General features: G+C 39.0%; 20 protein-coding genes. 17 read left to right on the top strand and 3 right to left on the bottom strand.

What is annotated here, in order from left to right; all coding sequences use genetic code 11:
* The first annotated feature begins 5 nt into the window (after nt 1-5).
* From bolA to alr, 11 genes are all read left to right on the top strand, one after another.
* A complete protein-coding gene (gene bolA / locus A6E04_RS11250) occupies nt 6-320 on the top strand; it encodes a transcriptional regulator BolA (RefSeq protein WP_012549718.1) in 315 nt (104 codons plus the stop codon).
* Nucleotides 321-716: 396 nt separating this feature from the next.
* Nucleotides 717-2,057, top strand: coding sequence for a Na(+)-translocating NADH-quinone reductase subunit A (locus A6E04_RS21310; protein WP_012549719.1), 1,341 nt, complete (start codon nt 717-719; stop codon nt 2,055-2,057).
* A 3-nt stretch (nt 2,058-2,060) separates the two neighbouring features.
* Nucleotides 2,061-3,305, top strand: coding sequence for an NADH:ubiquinone reductase (Na(+)-transporting) subunit B (locus A6E04_RS21305; RefSeq protein WP_012549720.1), 1,245 nt, complete (start codon nt 2,061-2,063; stop codon nt 3,303-3,305).
* Nucleotides 3,295-4,065, top strand: a complete 771-nt coding sequence (locus A6E04_RS11235; protein WP_012549721.1) for a Na(+)-translocating NADH-quinone reductase subunit C — start codon at nt 3,295-3,297, stop codon at nt 4,063-4,065. The genes A6E04_RS21305 and A6E04_RS11235 overlap by 11 nt, the downstream gene beginning before the upstream one ends.
* A complete protein-coding gene (locus A6E04_RS11230) occupies nt 4,065-4,694 on the top strand; it encodes an NADH:ubiquinone reductase (Na(+)-transporting) subunit D (protein WP_012549722.1) in 630 nt (209 codons plus the stop codon). The genes A6E04_RS11235 and A6E04_RS11230 overlap by 1 nt, the downstream gene beginning before the upstream one ends.
* Nucleotides 4,695-4,701: 7 nt before the next feature.
* Nucleotides 4,702-5,298, top strand: coding sequence for an NADH:ubiquinone reductase (Na(+)-transporting) subunit E (nqrE, locus tag A6E04_RS11225; protein ID WP_012549723.1), 597 nt, complete (start codon nt 4,702-4,704; stop codon nt 5,296-5,298).
* A 29-nt stretch (nt 5,299-5,327) separates the two neighbouring features.
* Nucleotides 5,328-6,554: an NADH:ubiquinone reductase (Na(+)-transporting) subunit F gene (gene nqrF / locus A6E04_RS11220; RefSeq protein WP_012549724.1), complete on the top strand. Its 1,227-nt coding sequence runs from the start codon at nt 5,328-5,330 to the stop codon at nt 6,552-6,554.
* 205 nt (nt 6,555-6,759) lie between these two features.
* Entirely contained in the window at nt 6,760-7,758 is a 999-nt protein-coding gene (locus A6E04_RS11215) for an FAD:protein FMN transferase (RefSeq protein ID WP_220488517.1), read from the top strand.
* Nucleotides 7,759-7,769: 11 nt separating this feature from the next.
* On the top strand, nt 7,770-8,003 hold the full coding sequence (gene nqrM, locus A6E04_RS11210) for a (Na+)-NQR maturation NqrM (RefSeq protein WP_012549726.1): 234 nt from the start codon (nt 7,770-7,772) through the stop codon (nt 8,001-8,003).
* Between the two features lie 129 nt (nt 8,004-8,132).
* Nucleotides 8,133-9,209 carry a DNA polymerase IV gene (dinB, locus tag A6E04_RS11205; RefSeq protein ID WP_026469734.1) on the top strand — a complete coding sequence of 359 codons (1,077 nt, stop codon included), beginning with the start codon at nt 8,133-8,135 and terminating at the stop codon, nt 9,207-9,209.
* Between the two features lie 231 nt (nt 9,210-9,440).
* Nucleotides 9,441-10,652: an alanine racemase gene (alr, locus tag A6E04_RS11200; RefSeq protein ID WP_065611377.1), complete on the top strand. Its 1,212-nt coding sequence runs from the start codon at nt 9,441-9,443 to the stop codon at nt 10,650-10,652.
* Between the two features lie 76 nt (nt 10,653-10,728).
* On the opposite strand, the gene A6E04_RS11195 is transcribed toward alr, so the two are convergent.
* A complete protein-coding gene (locus A6E04_RS11195) occupies nt 10,729-12,183 on the bottom strand; it encodes an aminoacyl-histidine dipeptidase (RefSeq protein ID WP_065611374.1) in 1,455 nt (484 codons plus the stop codon).
* Nucleotides 12,184-12,591: 408 nt separating this feature from the next.
* On the opposite strand from A6E04_RS11195, the gene vcdP reads away from it, so the two are divergent.
* The 6 genes from vcdP to A6E04_RS11170 all read left to right on the top strand — a co-directional run bounded on the left by vcdP (nt 12,592) and on the right by A6E04_RS11170 (nt 18,722).
* Nucleotides 12,592-12,678, top strand: a complete 87-nt coding sequence (vcdP, locus tag A6E04_RS21650) for a small protein VcdP (protein WP_479722855.1) — start codon at nt 12,592-12,594, stop codon at nt 12,676-12,678.
* A gap of 310 nt (nt 12,679-12,988) precedes the next feature.
* Complete coding sequence (locus A6E04_RS11190) at nt 12,989-14,281, top strand: NCS2 family permease (protein WP_012549738.1); 1,293 nt, start codon at nt 12,989-12,991, stop codon at nt 14,279-14,281.
* A gap of 37 nt (nt 14,282-14,318) precedes the next feature.
* Nucleotides 14,319-14,777 carry a xanthine phosphoribosyltransferase gene (gene gpt / locus A6E04_RS11185; RefSeq protein WP_012549739.1) on the top strand — a complete coding sequence of 153 codons (459 nt, stop codon included), beginning with the start codon at nt 14,319-14,321 and terminating at the stop codon, nt 14,775-14,777.
* Nucleotides 14,778-14,935: 158 nt separating this feature from the next.
* Complete coding sequence (frsA, locus tag A6E04_RS11180) at nt 14,936-16,177, top strand: esterase FrsA (protein ID WP_065611372.1); 1,242 nt, start codon at nt 14,936-14,938, stop codon at nt 16,175-16,177.
* A gap of 163 nt (nt 16,178-16,340) precedes the next feature.
* Nucleotides 16,341-17,450: a glutamate 5-kinase gene (gene proB / locus A6E04_RS11175; protein ID WP_012549741.1), complete on the top strand. Its 1,110-nt coding sequence runs from the start codon at nt 16,341-16,343 to the stop codon at nt 17,448-17,450.
* A 15-nt stretch (nt 17,451-17,465) separates the two neighbouring features.
* Nucleotides 17,466-18,722, top strand: coding sequence for a glutamate-5-semialdehyde dehydrogenase (locus tag A6E04_RS11170; protein WP_065611370.1), 1,257 nt, complete (start codon nt 17,466-17,468; stop codon nt 18,720-18,722).
* A gap of 80 nt (nt 18,723-18,802) precedes the next feature.
* Here the strand turns inward: A6E04_RS11170 and lipA are convergent, their stop codons facing one another.
* Together lipA and lipB are read right to left on the bottom strand one after the other, a co-directional pair.
* A complete protein-coding gene (gene lipA / locus A6E04_RS11165) occupies nt 18,803-19,768 on the bottom strand; it encodes a lipoyl synthase (protein ID WP_012549743.1) in 966 nt (321 codons plus the stop codon).
* The gene (lipB, locus tag A6E04_RS11160; RefSeq protein WP_035470463.1) at nt 19,761-20,438 is read right to left on the bottom strand and encodes a lipoyl(octanoyl) transferase LipB; all 678 of its coding nucleotides are present in this window, start codon (nt 20,436-20,438) and stop codon (nt 19,761-19,763) included. The genes lipA and lipB overlap by 8 nt, the downstream gene beginning before the upstream one ends.
* Nucleotides 20,439-20,441: the final 3 nt, after the last annotated feature.

Here is a 20,441-nt window from a genome sequence, read left to right as displayed (position 1 = left end):
TTTATATGATTCAGCAACAAATAGAGCAAAAATTACACTCAGAGCTGTCTTCATCATACTTAAAAGTATTGAATGAGAGTTATATGCACAATGTACCAGAAGGATCTGAGAGCCATTTTAAAGTCATAGTGGTTAGTGATCAGTTTAATGATAAGCGCTTATTAGCTCGTCATCGAATGATTAATGCAATATTAGCGGATGAATTGGCGAACCATATTCATGCATTAGCCATTCATACTTACACGGAATCAGAATGGCAGGCATTGGATTCTGAATTGGTTCCGAGCTCACCTAATTGTATGGGGGGATCAAAAAGTTAATGATGAAACAAGATTGTTTATTCCTTAACATTAAGTAAACAATTGTTACTTTTTCTTGTTGATTTTTTACGTGTTACCCATGTCATTGCCACTAAGGTGGTATTTTTAATTTTTGAGCAATAATTGTGCACTGGATCTAAAATGCGTAAAGCATTTCAATGATTTCTAACAATGAAGAGCAAAAAATTGTGGGAATCTGGCTATTGAGCGTGGCATGCACACTATAAAAAATGCTAGAATCTTCCGCCTTAAAATAGCTTTTTTCGTCTTTATGTAAAAAGCATATTACTAGATTGTTATTGTGTTGATAGTTTTAATTATTAACACTGAACATGAATTAGTAATGTCGTGTCTTATATAGAATCCTTTTTCCCAATTAAATTAGTGCAAGTGCGTATGATTACAATAAAAAAGGGTTTGGATCTTCCTATAGCAGGAGTTCCAACTCAGGTGATTAATGATGGTAATTCCATCACTAAAGTCGCCTTGCTTGGCGAAGAGTATGTTGGTATGCGTCCTACGATGCATGCTCGCGTTGAAGATGTAGTTAAAAAAGGTCAGATTCTTTTTGCTGATAAAAAGAATCCTGGTGTTATTTTTACATCTCCAGTAAGTGGTAAAGTTGTTGAAATTAACCGTGGTGCTAAACGTGTACTTCAATCTGTAGTAATTGCAGTTGAAGGCGAAGAGCAGGTTACTTTTAATAGCTATGCAGCAAATCAGTTGGCTTCTCTTGATCGTGATGCGATCAAGCAACAGCTTATTGATTCTGGTGCATGGACTGCATTACGTACTCGTCCGTTCAGCAAGGTTCCAGCGATCGATTCTGAAACAAAGGCTATCTTTGTAACTGCTATGGATACTAATCCTTTAGCAGCTGATGCAGAAGTGATCATCAACCAACAAGAAGACGCTTTTGTTGCAGGCCTAGATTTATTATCTGTGTTAACAGGTGAGAAGGTTTATGTATGTAAGAAAGGTGGGAGTTTACCTCGCTCTTCTCAAGGCAATGTTGAAGAACATGTATTTGATGGCCCTCATCCAGCAGGGTTAGCGGGTACTCACATGCATTATTTGTATCCTGTGGATCTAAATAATGTGGCGTGGAGCATTGGCTACCAAGACGTTATTGCTTTTGGTCAATTATTCTTAACGGGTGAAATCTACTCTGACAGAATCGTATCTTTAGCTGGACCTGCCGTAAATAATCCTCGTTTAGTTCGTACTATTACTGGTGCTAGCTTACTTGAATTAACTGACAGCGAAGTAATGCCTGGTGAAGTACGAATCATTTCTGGTTCTGTATTAAATGGTACTCAAGCGTCTGGCCCTCATGCTTACCTTGGTCCTTACCATCAGCAAGTGTGTGTTCTTCGTGAAGGTCGTGAGAAAGAGTTTTTAGGCTGGGCTGTCCCTGGTAAAAATAAATTCTCTGTTACTCGTTCATTCCTAAGCCATGTATTCTCAGGTCAACTGTTTAACATGACAACAACTACCAATGGTAGTGATCGTGCAATGGTGCCAATTGGTAGTTACGAACGTGTAATGCCTTTAGACATGGAACCTACCATGTTATTGCGTGACCTTTGTGCTGGTGATGTTGACAGTGCTGCACGTTTAGGTGCATTAGAGTTAGATGAAGATGATCTAGGTCTATGTACGTATGTGTGCCCTGGTAAATATGAGTATGGTCCAATGCTTCGTGAGATCTTGGATACCATCGAGAAGGAAGGGTAATCAATGAGCCTGTTAAAGATTATTGAAAAAATTGAACCTCATTTTGAACCTGGCGGTAAATATGAGAAGTGGTTTGCGCTTTATGAAGCGGCTGCAACTCTATTTTATACACCAGGTTTAGTTACTAAAGGTGGTTCACATGTACGTGATAGCGTTGATTTAAAACGTATCATGATCATGGTTTGGTTTGCTGTATTCCCTGCAACATTTTGGGGTATGTACAACTCAGGTCATCAAGCGATTGTTGCTCTTGAGCACATGTACTCTGGCGCTGAATTAGCAGCTGTCGTTTCTGGTGACTGGCACTACTGGTTTACCGAAATGCTTGGCGGCACAATAAGTGCTGATGCAGGTTGGGGCAGTAGCATGCTACTGGGTGCAACTTACTTCTTACCAATATATGCCGTTGTGTTTATTGTTGGTGGCTTCTGGGAAGTGTTGTTCTGTATGGTGCGTAAGCATGAAGTAAACGAAGGTTTCTTTGTTACTTCTATTCTTTTCGCATTGATCGTTCCACCAACTCTTCCACTATGGCAAGCAGCGTTAGGTATTACCTTCGGTGTTGTTGTAGCAAAAGAAATTTTTGGTGGTACTGGTCGTAACTTCCTAAACCCAGCGCTTGCGGGTCGTGCATTCTTATTCTTTGCATACCCAGCTCAAATTTCAGGTGATACAGTTTGGACTGCTGCTGATGGCTTCTCTGGTGCTACAGCACTTAGCCAATGGGCACAAGGCGGTCAAGGTGGCTTAGTTAATACAGTCACTGGTAACACTATCTCTTGGATGGACGCATTCATTGGTAATATCCCAGGTTCAATCGGTGAGGTTTCGACTCTTGCTCTGATCCTTGGTGGCCTAATGATCGTTTACATGCGTATTGCATCTTGGCGCATTATTGCGGGTGTTATGATTGGTATGGTTGCAGTGTCTACACTGTTTAATCTTATTGGTTCTGATACAAACGCAATGTTTAGCATGCCTTGGCACTGGCACCTAGTTCTTGGTGGTTTTGCGTTTGGTATGATCTTTATGGCTACAGACCCAGTATCAGCGTCATTTACCAGTAAAGGTAAGTGGTGGTACGGTATTTTAATTGGTGGTATGGCTGTAATGATCCGTGTAGTTAACCCTGCGTACCCAGAAGGTATGATGTTAGCTATCCTGTTTGCAAACTTATTTGCTCCACTGTTTGATAACCTTGTTGTTGAAGGTAACGTGAAACGGAGACTAAAACGCTATGGCAAGTAATAACGATAGCATTAAAAAGACACTGCTAGTTGTTGTCGGCTTGAGTTTAGTGTGCTCACTTGTCGTATCAATGGCGGCTTCTTTATTAAAAGATAAGCAACAATATAATGCGGTTCTTGATAAGCAAAAAAATATTGTTGCTGTTGCTAGCTTAAATGATAAAGGCACAGATATTCCTGCGATATACCAAGAATATATTGAGCCTCGTTTAGTTGATTTTTCAACAGGTGAATTCGTTGAAGGCAACGCAGCAAGTTTTAACCAACGTGCTTCTGCTAAAGATTCAGCAACATCAATTAAGCTTACGCCTGAACAAGATAAAGCGAAAATCATTCGTCGTTCTAATATTGGGTTAGTTTACCTAGTAAAAGAAGACAATGAGCTTACTCGTATTATTTTACCTATTCATGGGTCTGGTCTTTGGTCAATGATGTACGCGTTTTTAGCGATTGAGACTGATGGTAATACTATTGCTGGTATTACATATTACGATCAAGCTGAAACCCCAGGACTTGGTGGCGAAGTAGAAAATCCACAATGGCGCGCACAATTCATCGGAAAGAAACTGTTTAACGCTGATGGCACTCTTGCTATTAAAGTCGTTAAAGGTGGCGCTCCTGCTGATTCAGTATCAGGCGTAGATGGATTATCTGGCGCAACATTAACAAGTAACGGTGTTCAGCATACGTTTGATTTTTGGCTTGGCGATATGGGTTTCGGTCCTTTCCTTGCTAAAGTGAAAGCAGGAGACCTTAACTAATGAATACTAAAGATCTTAAAAAGAATATTTTAGCGCCAGTATTGGATAACAACCCAATCGCGTTGCAAGTTCTTGGTGTATGTTCTGCGCTTGCAGTAACAACGAAATTAGAAACAGCATTTGTTATGACTATTGCGGTAATGTTTGTTACTGCATTCTCTAACTTTTTTGTTTCATTAATTCGTAATCATATACCTAGTAGTGTGCGTATTATTGTTCAAATGGCAATTATCGCATCATTAGTAATTGTTGTTGACCAAATCTTAAGAGCTTATCTTTACGATATTTCTAAGCAACTGTCTGTTTTTGTCGGTCTGATTATTACAAACTGTATTGTAATGGGACGTGCTGAAGCTTTTGCTATGAAATCTAAGCCGTTACCATCTTTTATTGATGGTATTGGCAATGGTTTAGGCTATGGTTTTGTTCTTATCACTGTTGCATTTTTCCGTGAGCTATTAGGTTCTGGTAAATTGTTTGGTGTTGAAGTTCTTCCGTTAGTTTCTAATGGCGGTTGGTATCAACCAAATGGCTTAATGTTACTAGCACCATCAGCATTCTTCTTAATTGGTTTTATGATTTGGGCTATCCGTATCTTTAAGCCTGAACAAGTAGAAGCGAAGGAGTAAGGTCGAAATGGAACATTATATTAGTTTGCTTGTAAAATCGATCTTCATCGAGAACATGGCACTTTCATTTTTCTTAGGTATGTGTACGTTTCTTGCCGTATCTAAAAAAGTAAAGACGTCATTTGGTCTTGGTGTTGCAGTAGTTGTTGTACTGACTCTTGCTGTGCCTTTAAATAACTTGGTTTATACCTACTTATTAAAAGATGGCGCGCTAGTAGAAGGTGTGGATTTAAGTTTCCTTAACTTCATTACTTTCATCGGTGTTATTGCCGCTCTTGTACAAATCTTAGAGATGGTTTTAGACCGTTTCTTCCCACCTTTGTACAATGCATTAGGTATCTTCCTTCCGTTAATCACAGTTAACTGTGCAATTTTCGGTGGTGTATCTTTCATGGTACAACGTGACTATAACTTCACTGAATCGATCGTGTACGGATTTGGCTCTGGTGTTGGTTGGATGTTAGCTATCGTGGCACTTGCGGGTATTCGTGAGAAAATGAAATATTCAGATGTACCTCCAGGTCTTCGTGGCCTAGGTATTACTTTCATTACAGTAGGTTTGATGGCGTTAGGCTTTATGTCTTTCTCTGGTGTTCAACTGTAGGGTAAGCACCCAATTATAAGGAATAAAAAATGCAAAGCATTATTCTTGGTGTAGCGATGTTTACCATTATTGTATTAATTTTAGTATTAGTGATTTTATTCGCTAAATCTAAATTAGTACCTGCAGGTGACATTACTATCTCTGTAAACGGCGATCCTGAAAAAGCGATCATTACACAACCAGGTAGCAAGTTACTTAGTGCTCTTGGTAGCGCTGGTATCTTTGTATCATCTGCGTGTGGTGGCGGTGGTTCTTGTGGTCAGTGTCGTGTAAAAGTGAAATCTGGTGGTGGTGATATTCTACCAACAGAGCTTGATCATATTTCTAAAGGTGAGGCTCGTGAAGGCGAGCGTCTAGCATGTCAAGTTGCAATGAAAACTGACATGGAAATTGAACTTCCAGAAGAAATCTTTGGTGTTAAAAAGTGGGAATGTACTGTTACTTCGAATGACAACGAAGCCACTTTTATCAAAGAATTGGTTCTTGCTATCCCTGATGGCGAAGAAGTTCCGTTCCGTGCTGGTGGTTACATTCAAATTGAAGCTGAACCACATCATATTAAATACGCTGATTATGATATTCCTGAAGAATATCGTGGTGATTGGGATAAATTTAATTTATTCCGTTACGAGTCAATCGTTAAAGAGCATTCGATCCGTGCTTACTCTATGGCTTCATACCCAGAAGAGAAAGGCATTATCAAGCTTAATGTACGTATTGCTACTCCGCCGCCAAATAATCCAAACGTAGCGCCTGGTATCATGTCATCTTATATCTGGTCTTTAAAAGAAGGCGACAAATGTACTATTTCTGGTCCATTTGGTGAATTCTTTGCAAAAGACACTGATAATGAAATGGTATTTATCGGTGGTGGCGCAGGTATGGCGCCAATGCGTTCTCATATCTTTGACCAACTTCTACGCCTTAAATCAACGCGTAAAATGTCTTACTGGTATGGCGCACGTTCTAAACGTGAAATGTTCTACGTTGAAGATTTTGATGGCCTAGCGGCTAACAATGATAACTTCGTATGGCATTGTGCTTTATCTGATCCTATGCCAGAAGATAACTGGGATGGTTACACAGGTTTCATTCACAACGTACTTTATGAAAACTACTTGAAAGATCATGAAGCACCAGAAGATTGTGAGTATTACATGTGTGGTCCACCAATGATGAATGCTGCTGTTATCAGTATGCTGAAAGATCTTGGTGTTGAAGATGAAAACATCTTACTAGATGACTTCGGTGGTTAATCTCTCGAAGTGAAAAATATTGGCTGGCTCATCAATTGAGTCAGCCTTTTTTCGTATTAGTGCGCTACATTTAACCAGACAAAGTACAGGGTTATAGGTTTTTTTGGAATGTATATTCCTGTGTATTGTTTTGTTATTTAAATTTATGTTAATTAAGGAGTTGGCAGTGATTGTCAGTGTTACTCATTTAGTGAATAGAACCAAACTGATTTTGTTATCTTGTTTTGCTTTACTACTACTTAGCGGTTGTGGTGAACAACAACGTGAACAAGTGTATTTAAATGGTCCAACGATGGGGACAAGCTATAATATTAAATTTATTAATAAAGATGGCTTACCAAAGCAAGATGTTATTCATGCAGAGATAGATAAACGACTAGAGTTAGTAAATGACCAAATGTCGACGTACCGTAAAGACTCAGAACTGAGTCAATTTAATCAGAGTACAGCATTAACGCCATTTACGGTTTCTAAAGATACAGCCACAGTGATTAGTGAAGCGATTCGCTTAAATAAAGTCACTTTGGGTGCATTAGATATCACGGTTGGTCCTTTAGTTAATATATGGGGTTTTGGTCCAGAAGCTCGTCCTGAGGTTGTTCCTACTGAAGATGAATTGAATGCTCGTCGTGCTATTGTCGGTATTCAGCATTTAAGCGCGACAGAAACAACTGTTACAAAAGATATCCCTAACCTTTATGTTGATTTATCAACAATAGCAAAAGGCTGGGGAGTTGATGTTGTTGCTAATTATTTAGAAGGATTAGGCATTACTGACTATATGGTCGAAGTCGGTGGTGAAATGCGAGTTAAAGGGAATAATAAAGAGAATGTTGCTTGGCGTATCGCGATAGAAAAGCCAACGGTTGATGAACGTTCTATTCAAGAAATAATAGAGCCTGGGCATCATGCGGTTGCAACGTCTGGTGATTACCGTATTTACTTTGAAAAAGAAGGTGTACGTTACTCTCATATTATTAACCCTATTACAGGGAACCCAATAGCCAATAAAGTTGTCTCAGTTACAGTACTTGATAAATCATCAATGACTGCTGATGGACTTGCTACAGGGTTAATGGTGTTAGGTGAAGAGCAAGGCATGGCCGTTGCTAATAAACATAACATTCCTGTTTTCATGATTGTGAAAACTAAAGATGGCTTTAAAGAACTCTCTTCTGAAGCCTTTAAGCCTTTTTTGAAATAAGTGAGTAGATAATGAATACTTTTCTAATTACGTTTGGTGTTTTTCTTACTGTTATTGGTGCAATGGCTATTGGTTATATTGTGCAACGTAAAGTAGTGAAAGGCAGTTGTGGTGGCCTTGGTTCTGTTGGGATAGATAAAGTGTGTAACTGTCCAGAACCTTGTGATGCACGAAAAAAACGTGAAGCTAAAGAAATCATTCGAGCTGAAAAACTAGCTGCATGGGAAAAAGATCGCATCGCGTAAGTTTTTTACTCTATAACTATCTTAAAACAGCATCTTTATAGATGCTGTTTTTTATTGTAAAAAAATCATTTCATCGCTATCATTTAACTGTTTATTTATACAGTTGATGTGAGTGTTGAGATTGAAAACGTGGAATTAGAAGCAGATAAAAAGGTGCGTAAAATCATTCATATCGATATGGATTGTTTCTATGCAGCGGTTGAAATGCGAGATAATCCTGCATTACGTGACGTTCCTTTGGCCGTTGGTGGAAGTGAAAGACAGCGTGGTGTATTAAGTACGTGTAACTATCAAGCTAGGAAGTTTGGTCTTCATTCTGCAATGCCAACAGGACGAGCGTTATCCCTTTGTCCTCACTTGGTGGTTGTACCTGGTCGCATGCAGGTCTATAAGCAAGTCTCTCACCATATACACCGTATATTTCGTCGCTATACTGATAAAATAGAACCACTCTCTTTAGATGAAGCTTATCTCGATGTTAGTGAATGTACGTTGTTGCATGGTTCGGCGACATTGATAGCTCAACAAATACGTAGAGACATATTTAATGAACTGCAATTAACCGCATCAGCAGGAATTGCCCCTCTTAAATTTTTAGCTAAAATTGCCTCTGATTTAAATAAACCTGATGGTCAGTATGTGATTACTCCAAATATGGTTATGGATGAAATTGACTCATTACCATTGGAGAAAATACCAGGGGTCGGAAAAGTAAGCTTAGAGCGGTTACATAGATCAGGACTGCATACTTGCAAGGACGTCCAACAGTTTGACCAACGTGAGTTATTATTGTTATTTGGAAAAATGGGGGCTTCATTATGGAAGCGATCTCATGGAATTGATGAAAGAGAAGTGATTACAGAGCGTAATCGAAAGTCCGTAGGTGTAGAAAGAACATTTTCTCATAATATCAGCATGTTTGAAGAATGCTGGGAAGTCATTAAAACACGCTTGTACCCTGAATTAGAGTCGAGACTAATAAAAGCAAATGGTGATAATTATATTGCTAAGCAAGGTATTAAAATTAAGTTCGCAGACTTCCAACAAACGACGATTGAACATGTGCATAATCAATTAACGCTAGCATTTTTTGAAGAACTTTTGATTGAAGTATTAGAAAGGCAAAAAGGGAGGGAGATCCGACTTATCGGATTAAACGTAATGCTTAAAGATAAGGAAGTCACTCAACAATTAAGTTTCTTCTAATAAAACTATCAACAATTCTCATTTTTGATAGTTTATAAAATGTTGCATTTGAGTAGCAGTTGTTTTGGTTAGATTACTTGTATATATATAGGTGATTTCAATTTGGTGTTTATCGAACATATAATGGGCAACCGATTGTTATATAGACAAATTTCATAGAGGCTAAATAACCATCTCTATATAATATAACGTCGTAATTTACGATATAATTATTATACACAACGGTTGTTTATGAACTTTACAAAATGTGCTTTGGCATTAAGCCTTATTTTACCGACATCAGCTATTTCTGCACCATTATTAACGCTAGACACACTCACTTCTCAAGAAAAAATCCAACAAGCAAATGCATGGTTAGAAATTGATACTCAAGCATTTAAACATAATATTGATACATTAAAAAAATCACTTAATTCAGACACTAAAATCTGTGCGATCATGAAAGCGGATGCATACGGTAATGGAATTGAAGGATTAATGGATTCAGTGATTAGTCGTGATGTTGAATGTATTGGTATCACAAGTAATGAAGAAGCGCGTATTGTTCGAGCTAAAGGATTCTCTGGTGAGATCATGCGTGTTCGTGCTGCGACACCAAATGAAATTGAATCAGGCTTAAATTATCAAATAGAAGAGCTTATTGGTTCAAGTGAGCAAGCAAATACGATTGCTAAATTAGCAAAAAAAAATCATACCGTAATTCCTGTTCATCTTGCATTGAATGCGGGCGGAATGGGACGCAATGGCCTTGATTTATCTCAACCTCAAGGGAAAAAAGAGGCGTTAAATATTGCCTTTAATGGTCATATTAATATTGTTGGTATTATGACGCATTTCCCTAATGAATCAGTTGATGAGATCCGTACAAAACTGGATTTATTTAAGCAAGAAAGTAAATGGCTTATTGATGAAGCTCAGTTAAATCGTGAAAACATCACTCTGCATGTCGCAAACTCTTACACCACGATTAATTTACCTGAAGCACATTTAGATATGGTTCGTCCAGGTGGATTGTTGTATGGAGATATGCCAAGTAACCCTGAATATCAGCGTATTGTTCGTTTTAAGACCTCAGTTGCTTCTTTGAATTACTTACCAAAGGGCAGCACGATAGGCTATAGCAGCACTTATGTGTTAGGTCGAGATTCAATTTTAGCCAATTTACCTTTAGGCTATTCTGATGGGTATGTTCGCTCTATTGGTAATAATGGGTATGTGTTGATCAATGGTCAGAAAGCGAATGTAGTCGGTGTGACATCAATGAACACAACGATGGTTGATGTGACTGATATTAAGAATGTTCAGCCTGGTGATGAAGTCGTTCTATTTGGTAAACAAAATGAGCAGACGATTGAAACTAAAGAAATGGAAGCATTTAGCAGCCGAAGTATGCCTGAGCTTTATGTTATCTGGGGTGCAACTAACCCAAAAGTTTATTTTTAACGATTGACGTTATTTGACTATAAATAAAAACGGTCAGCATAAGCTGACCGTTTTTTATAATCCCAATACTAAAGGATTATTTTTTGGGAATGTTCTCTAAAATGGCAACCATTTGTTCCCAATAAAGAGCAACCGTATCAATTTTTACTTTCTCATCTGGAGAATGAGGAAACTTGATGGTCGGACCAAATGAGATCATGTCCATTTTAGGATAAGGTTCTTTAAATAGACCACACTCTAAACCTGCATGAATTACCATTATGTTTGGCTTATTTCCGTAAATGCCTTCGTAGACATCACGGAACACATGCATGATTTCAGAATCTGCGTCTGGCTTCCAACCTGGATATGTACCAGAGAAGCTGACTTGTGCTCCTGCTAATTCAGCCACAGATGAAAGCATTCCTTCAACCATGCTACGGCCAGAATCCATTAATGAACGGATTAGGCATAGAATTGTGATTGTGCTTTCTTCAGTAGTAATAACGCCCACATTTAAAGACGTTTCTACCACACCCTCAATATCATCACTCATGCGGATAACACCATTTGGACAGGCATTTAGTGTCGCAATGAACGGAGTTTGAGTGGCTAGTGTCAAGACGTTTTCAGCAAAGGCTGTCTCGTTGATACTTACAATATTCGTTTCTACTCGACCTAATTCGTCTTTCAATAGATCGGTATAGAAAGTAAATAGTTCAGCCAGTTTTGCTTCATTCTCAGCAGGAACGGCAACCGTTGCGAATGCTTCACGAGGAATAGCATTACGTAAGCTACCACCACGGAATTCAACAAGGCGTAAATCCAGTTCAACAGCGTGGCCAGCAAGGAATCGACCCAGTAATTTGTTTGCGTTACCACGACCAGTATGAATGTCACAACCAGAATGGCCGCCTTTTAGGCCTTTTAGTGTAATTTGACGAGTAACATAGCCAGCAGGCAGTGCTTCACGTTCGATCATTAATTTGATAGCACCATCAGCACCACCAGCACAACCCATGTAGATTTCACCTTCTTGTTCTGAATCGGTATTAAGAAGAATGTCACCTTCTAACCAACCAGCTTCTAAACCAAAGGCACCAGTCATGCCTGCTTCTTCATCAATGGTTAATAATACTTCTAATGGGCCATGCTTCAATTCTTTTGAGGCTAAAACAGCAAGACATGAAGCCATGCCCATACCATTGTCGGCACCCAGTGTTGTGCCTTTTGCTGTAACCCACTCACCATCTATATATGGAAGGATTGGATCGTTAGTAAAATCATGGTCAGTATCTTCATTCTTTTGTGGAACCATATCAATATGGGCTTGAAGTACAACACCCTTGCGATCTTCCATTCCCGGCGTTGCCGCTTTTTTGATGAATACATTACCGGTAGGATCGCGGCGAACATCAAGACCTTCGCTTGTTGCCCAATCAATAATATATTGAGCTAATGCATCTTCATGTTTAGATGGGTGGGGGATAGAACAAATTTTATCGAAAAATTGCCAAATAGGTTGTGGTGTTAGTTGACTGATCTCAGACACAAGTATCTCCTTTTGAAAACAGTGAATAGCAAATTAATGCGCTGTCTTTTTGGGTAATTGATTATCAATACAAATAAGTATACCCCTCAAATTAGCTAATTACTCTGTTTGATATCGTAAATTTATTGAATCTTCTTTACTAGGATTAAGGAAAAAATACAGACACATAAATAGCAAACGTTTCCGTTCTTTAGTTACGTAATATTTCGATTGATTGACTATTTAATGTGTTTTGTGTGATCCACTTCAAATTTTTGTTGTAATAAAGTTTCAGTGAGAGTATAGTTTACTCATCTGCTAGAGAGTCTTCAGATACTGTAAATGCTCATAGGATGAGTCCGATTTATCGCCTCCAAGGAACCGAGATCAATTTTATTGTTTTTAACTATCAATTGATAAGGTGATATTATGTACTGCATAAGCTCTTCTAAATTCTGGAATCAACGCTCTGTATACACAAGTCAATTTGTATACCCAATGAGCTTTGGTTACTAATAAAACTTCGGTTTTATACGTTAAAGTTATACCCCTATAATTGGAATTCTAATTTACCCGCTTGGGTTATATTACATTCTCCGCCATCCAAAATATTTGGGTGGCGTTTTTTTTGCCTAAACATTCTCCTCTATGTATCCAACCTCTTAATAAATATTATCTTTTTCTATTAGAGCATCCACTTTATTTACTATTAACACAGTAAAAGATAAATAATCGCTAGAAATTCCCATAATACCTCTTTATAATTCTCAGCCAATCGATTACGCAAACGTTTAATCTGTATAAAGCAGACTAGGAATGAGCCCCAATGCTTGAAAAACTATTTCAACTTAAAGCTAATGGTACGAACGTTCGTACTGAAATTATTGCCGGGTTAACCACCTTCTTAACAATGGCTTATGTTATTTTTGTGAATCCAGCAATCTTGGCTGATGCAGGAATGGATAAAGGCGCTGTTTTTGTTGCAACGTGTATTGCTGCTGCAATAGGGTGTTTTATCATGGGATTTGTTGCTAACTTCCCAATAGCTCAAGCTCCAGGTATGGGGTTGAATGCGTTCTTTACCTACACTGTTGTATTGGGAATGGGTCATACATGGCAAGTAGCGCTCGCTGCTGTATTCATGTCAGGTGTGTTATTTATTCTTCTAAGTTTATGTAAAATAAGAGAGTTGATTATTAATTCGATTCCTCTTTCTTTACGCACTGGTATTTCGGCGGGTATTGGTTTATTTCTGGCTTTCATCGCTCTAAAGAATTCAGGCATAGTTGTCGATAATCCGGCAACTTTATTGTCTATTGGTCATATTAATAGCTTTCCTGCAGCGATGGGGGCATTGGCTTTATTTTTAACCATTGCTTTAGTTCATCGTGGCTACAAAGCGGCTGTTATGATCGCTATTTTAGCTGTTACTGGACTTGCCTTGCTCTTTGGTGAAGTTCAATATGCTGGCATTATGTCAATGCCACCAAGTCTTGCACCTACATTTTTACAACTCGATTTTTCAGGTGCTTTTGATATTGGTATGCTAAGCGTTGTTTTTGCTTTCTTATTCGTTGATTTGTTTGATACTGCCGGTACGTTAGTTGGTGTATCTCAAAAGGCAGGGATCATGGATAAAGATGGCAATATTCCTCGTCTAAATAGAGCTTTGCTTGCGGATTCAACGGCGACATCTGTAGGGGCTTTATTAGGTACATCAAACACAACATCATACATTGAAAGTGTTGCAGGTGTAGCAGCCGGTGGTCGAACTGGTTTGACGGCTGTTGTTGTTGGCATTTTGTTTTTATTGGCTTTATTCTTTGCTCCATTAGCTGGGATGGTTCCTGCTTATGCAACGGCCGGTGCGTTGTTTTATGTCGCAATTTTAATGATGTCGGGTCTTGTGAGTATTGATTGGAGAGATCTTACTGAAGCGGCGCCAGTTGTTGTGGTATGCTTGCTAATGCCTTTAACCTTCTCTATTGCTGATGGTATTTCATTAGGCTTTATCTCTTATGCAGCGATTAAGTTGTTAAGTGGTAAAGGTCGCGATGTTCATATCAGCGTTTGGGTTCTTGCTGCACTATTCACGCTGAAATTTATTTTTACGGCATAGTTGTTGTTAACTGTGCCACTGAGAGGTTTTGTCTATTATGGCTAATAAATTTGTAATAACTTGGGATAACATGCAGATGTATACTCGTCAGCTTGCTGAACAGTTACTTCCTGCTGAACAATGGAAAGGTATTTTGGCTGTGAGCCGTGGTGGACTTGTTCCTGCGGCAATTCTAGCTCGTGAATTAAACATTCGTTATGTTGATACCGTATGTATTTCAAGTTATGACCACGATCATCAGCGTGATATGACGGTTGTTAAAGCGATGGAAGGTGATGGTGAAGGTTTCATCATCATTGATGATTTAGTTGATAGTGGTGACACTGCGGTTAAATTGCGTCAAATGTACCCTAAAGGTAAATTAGTCACTGTATGTGCAAAACCTGCAGGCATTGATTTAGTTGATGCGTATGTTGTCGATATTCCACAAGATACGTGGATCGAGCAACCATGGGACATGGCTGTAACGTACGTAGATCCTATTTGTAAAAAATAAGCTTACGTTATAACCAATAGAAAATGACTCTTTTAAGGGTCATTTTTTTTGTTTGTTATTTATCGATATTAATTAAATTCAAGAGTAAGTTGATTACCCTATTTATAGGCTTTCAGTATATAGTAGGCCTAATTACTTTATGTATATCGGTGTTTGATATGACCCAGCCTGAAAGCGAAAATCTCTCTGTTAAGTTGTTTAAAACCAATAAGCAAGCTTTAGAAACCTCTTGCCTTGTGCCTTATCTTCCAAGCAGTTTAGAACAGATATCAAAAAATTCAGAACGAAATTGGTATCGCGAACTTCGTCGTCCTCAATGGATTTGGCAAGGGGTTGATCCGATTGAGTTAGAAGGGATTTTGTCTAAAATGGCAAGCAGTGATAAAGACAGAACGAAACCTGAATGGTTAGATACTGTCACCGGATATCGCGCTGGTAACTGGGCTTATGAGTGGATTAATGCAGGAATGGAGCATCAGAAATGTGCGTCAGACCTTGAAGGGAACGAGGCTGCGGAACGTTTTTTTAAAGCCAGCTTATATTTTAGTATTGCCGGTTATCCGCATATAAAAGGGGATAATTTAGCCACTCAGGCACAGGTACTTGCGAGCAAAGCTTATGATATGGCGGCAAAACAGACCTCTCACCGAATTGAAAAGATTTTAGTCCCTTATGAAGGTCGAAAAATCACCTGTTATTTGCATTTACCGAATACTGAAAAACCGTTACCTGTCGTTATTGTTAGTGGTGGTATGGATTCGTTGCAAACGGACATGTGGTCTTTGTACCGTGATTATTTAGCGCCAAATAATATGGCAATGCTAACATTAGATATGCCATCGATTGGACACAGTTCGTACTGGCCGCTAACTGAAGACTCAAGTTGCTTGCATCAAGCTGTGCTAAATTATTTACCTCATATTCCTTGGGTTGATCGTTTTCATGCTGCTGTTATGGGGTTCCGATTTGGTGGAAATGTCGCATTGCGGTTGTCTTTTCTTGAACCGAATAAACTGAAAACTTGCGTTGCTCTTGGTGCTCCAATCCATCAAGTGTTGTCAAACTCAACACAACTAAAGAAAATGCCAAAAATGTATTTAGACATATTGGCATCTCGCTTGGCAAAACAAGTGGTGGACGTTAATAGTTTAACTGGGCAAATGAAAGCATGGTCTCTTAAGTACCAAGGCTTTTTATCTGGTGGAAGAAAAACATCGGTATCTATTTTAGCTATTGGGTTAGCGGGGGATCCTGTTTCTCCAAAATCAGATAATAAATTAGCGGCAATGTTCAGTAAATATGGTAAAGGTGTTGAGCTAAAAAATAAGACATTGCACAGTGGCTATGAAGACGCATTAAACCAAATGATTGAATGGATAAAAGAAGAGATGAAACACTAATCTGGCTTTTTATTTCCTTGATTTAGATGAAATGTCATAAAATCTTATTTTAGGCTTGTACTGTTCTGATTTGCTTGCTAAAAATAGGGTGATTTTTATATTATTATTACGATGAATGTATTTCGTAATACACAACATTATTAGTTAAATAGGTAGTAGGGAATTGAATACACAATCTCAAACCATAGTCGTTAAACTTGGTACAAGTGTACTCACTGGTGGCACATTAAAACTAGACAGAGCACACATGGTGGAATTAGTTCGCCAATGTGTGCATCTGAAAAAGTTAGGTCATCAAGTGATTGTTGTAACTTCTGGCGCAATTGCGGCTGGACGTGAACATTTAAATTACCCCGAACTACCCAAAACCATGGCTAACAAGCAGTTATTAGCTGCTGTTGGTCAAAGTTGCTTAATTCAAGCTTGGCAGAGTTTATTTGCTATTTATGGTGTTAACGTTGGCCAAATGTTATTAACTCGAGCGGATTTAGATGATCGTGAACGTTATCTAAATGCTCGTGACATGCTGCAAGCGTTATTAAAAAATGGCATTGTTCCTATCGTTAATGAGAATGATGCGGTTGCAACAAATGAAATTAAGGTTGGGGATAACGATAACCTTTCTGCTTTAGTTGGTATTTTGGCGAGTGCAGATAAATTATTGCTGTTAACGGATCAATCTGGTTTGTTTACGGCTGATCCGCGTAAAGATCCAAAAGCCGAATTGATTAAAGAAGTGCACACCATTGATGAAACATTACGTAAAATCGCAGGTGGTAGTGGGACTGCATTAGGCACAGGCGGGATGGCAACTAAACTTCAAGCGGCTGATATTGCTCGTCGAGCGGGTATTGAAGTTGTTATTGCTGCTGGCAGCGCTGAGAATGTGATTACTGATGTTGTAGATTCAAAGCCTCAAGGAACAAAGTTCTTGCCTGTTGAATGTGCATTAGAGAGTCGCAAACGTTGGATTCTTGCTGGCCCTGCATCTAATGGTACGATTGTTATTGATGACGGTGCTGTGAATGCAGTACAGCAAAAAGGCAGCAGTTTATTGAGCAAAGGGATTTCGTCGATTTCTGGCCACTTTGTTCGCGGTGGTGTTGCTAAGATTGTAAATACGAAAGGTGAGTTAATTGCCCGAGGTATTTCTCGTTATTCAAGTGACGATTTACATAAGATTTTAGGAAAACACAGTCAGGATATTTATGCAGTATTAGGTTATGAATATGGGCCTGTAGCTATCCACCGAGATGATTTAGTACTGATTTAGTAAAGGATATTTATTGTGAATTTAACAAAAATGGGTCAAGCAGCAAAAAATGCAGCGTTTGACTTAGCGGTAGCTCCAACAGCCCAGAAGAACAAAGCATTGGCGATTATTGCTGATGAACTTGAAGCGAACAAAGAGGCGATTCTTGCGGCTAATGCAAAAGACATTAGTGCAGCGGTAGAAGCGGGCATTTCAGATGCAATGCAAGATCGTTTATTACTAACAGAAGAGCGTTTAGTTGCTATTGCTAATGACGTTCGTAATGTGATCAACTTAAATGATCCTGTTGGTAGTGAAATTGACAGTAAAATGCTTGAAAATGGCATGTCACTTTCTCGCCGCCGTGTACCAATTGGTGTGATTGGTGTGATTTACGAAGCTCGTCCAAATGTAACGATCGATATCGCTTCATTATGTTTAAAAACCGGTAATGCGAGTATTCTACGTGGTGGTAAAGAGACGTTCTTCTCTAATATGGAGTTAGTTAAGGTCATTCAAGTTGCTCTTGAAAAAGCGGGCTTACCAGCTGCATCAGTACAATACATCGAGAAACCAGATCGTGAACTAGTTTCAGAACTATTACGCCTAGATGATTATGTTGATATGATCATTCCACGTGGTGGTGCAGGTTTGCACAAAATGTGCAAAGAAAACAGTTCAATTCCAGTCATCATTGGCGGGTTTGGTATTAGCCATGCGTTTGTTGATGAGAGTGCTGATTTAGAAAGAGCACTATTGGTGGTTGATAATTCAAAAGCACAGCGTCCATCTGCATGTAATGCACTTGATACACTGTTAGTTCATGAGGCAGTGGCTCCACAATTCTTAGCATTATTAGCGAATAAAATGGCAGGTCGTGTTGAATTGGTTGCTGAACCAAAAGCTTATTTGTTACTAAAAGAGTTTAAAAACGTGTCATTACGTGAAGCACAAGACGGTGATTTTGATACTGAATGGCTAAGTTACACATTAGGTGTGAAAGTGGTGTCTGATGTAAATGAAGCAGCGGCTCATATGCAAACACATAATGCGAGTCATTCTGATACTATTTTAACAAATAATATTGAATCTGCTGAAAAGTTCATTAATACCGCAGGTTCAGCAGCCGTGTATGTGAATGCATCAACACGCTTCACTGATGGGGCTCAGTTTGGTTTAGGCGCTGAAGTAGCAGTATCTACCCAGAAACTTCATGCTCGTGGTCCAATGGGCTTAGAAGAGCTGACAAGTTACAAATGGGTGGGGAAAGCGGATTATCTTATTCGCCCATAATCATATTGATTAATGTTTAGTAAAAACAAAAAAGGTTGACGCCAAAACGTCAACTTTTTTTATTATTCAGACCCTAGACCCTATTTAACTTCTTCGCCTTTCGCTTGAAGATCAGCATGGTAAGAAGAGCGAACAAATGGACCACAAGCAGCATGGGTAAATCCAAGTTCAAGAGCAATCACTTTTAATTCATCAAACTCTGCAGGTGGAACGTAACGCTCAACGGGTAGGTGATGGCGACTTGGTGCTAAATACTGACCCAGTGTTAACATCGTTACACCGTGAGCACGTAAGTCTTTTAGTACTTCTACTATTTCTTCTTTTGTTTCGCCTAGACCCATCATCACACCAGATTTGGTTGGTACTGTTGGGTGTTGTTCTTTGAATTTCTTCAATAGGTCAAGTGACCACTGGTAATTTGCGCCAGGGCGAACCTTACGGTATAGGCGTGGAGCGGTCTCTAAATTGTGGTTGAATACATCTGGTGGGTTGCTATGCATCGCATCTAATGCGCGATCCATACGACCACGAAAATCAGGAACTAGCGTTTCAATACGGATCTCAGGGTTTAATTCACGAATTTCACGATTACAATCCGCAAAATGTTGTGCTCCGCCATCACGTAAATCATCACGGTCGACTGATGTGATTACCACATATTTCAGTTTCATATCTTTAATCGTTTTTGCCAGTTTCTTTGGCTCTTCAGCTTCAGGAGTGACTGGGCGTCCATGAGCAACATCACAGAAAGGGCAGCGACGGGTACAAATTGCACCTAAGATCATGAAGGTTGCCGTACCATGGTTAAAGCATTCTGCTAAGTTAGGGCAAGATGCTTCTTCACATACAGAGTGAAGATTATTTTTACGCATTGCTGATTTAATTTCATCAATACGCTTACTGCTTGATGGAAGTTTGATCTTCATCCACTCAGGCTTACGTAATACTTCTTTTTTCTCTGTTGGCATGTTTTTAACTGGAATTAATGCCATTTTATCGGCATCGCGGTATTTAACGCCTTTTTCCATTTGAATTGGCTTACTCATGATGGCTGCTTTCCGTTATGTACTCAATATCAGTGTAATCAAGTAATGTTGTTAATTCTTTAATAAGTAAAGGGTGAACATCTTCAACGTGTTCTGCTTTGTTCTCTACCGTATCATTTTCTTTAATTAAATCGTGCAGTTGTATCATTTCCATTCCAGCATAACCACAAGGGTTAATTCTTAGGAAAGGAGATAAATCCATGTTTACGTTTAGTGCCAGTCCGTGGAATGAACATCCTTTGCGGATACGCAAACCAAGAGAACATATCTTTTTATTATCAACATACACACCTGGAGCATCAGGTCTTGCTGCTGATTCAATAGTAAACTGACTTAATGTGTTGATTACCGTGTTTTCAATGTGTGTGACTAATTCACGGACACCTATTTTCTTTCTGCGTAAGTTAATCAAAACATAAGCGACGAGTTGACCTGGTCCATGGTAGGTTACTTGCCCGCCACGATCACTTTTTACGACAGGGATATCTCCAGCAGCCAGAACATGTTCTTCTTTACCTGCTTGTCCTTGAGTGAATACTGGATTGTGCTCAACTAACCATACTTCATCACACGAGTTTTCATCGCGTTCGTCAGTAAAGGTATGCATCGCTTTCCATACCGGCTCATAATCTTGTCGGCCAAGGTTTTTAACTACTAGACGCTTGTTCAATAG

The organism is Aliivibrio logei (assembly GCF_001691055.1).
Taxonomy (GTDB): domain Bacteria; phylum Pseudomonadota; class Gammaproteobacteria; order Enterobacterales; family Vibrionaceae; genus Aliivibrio; species Aliivibrio salmonicida.
The sequence above is the reverse complement of the archived record's forward strand: the minus strand, read 5'-3'. Positions and strand labels throughout refer to the sequence as shown.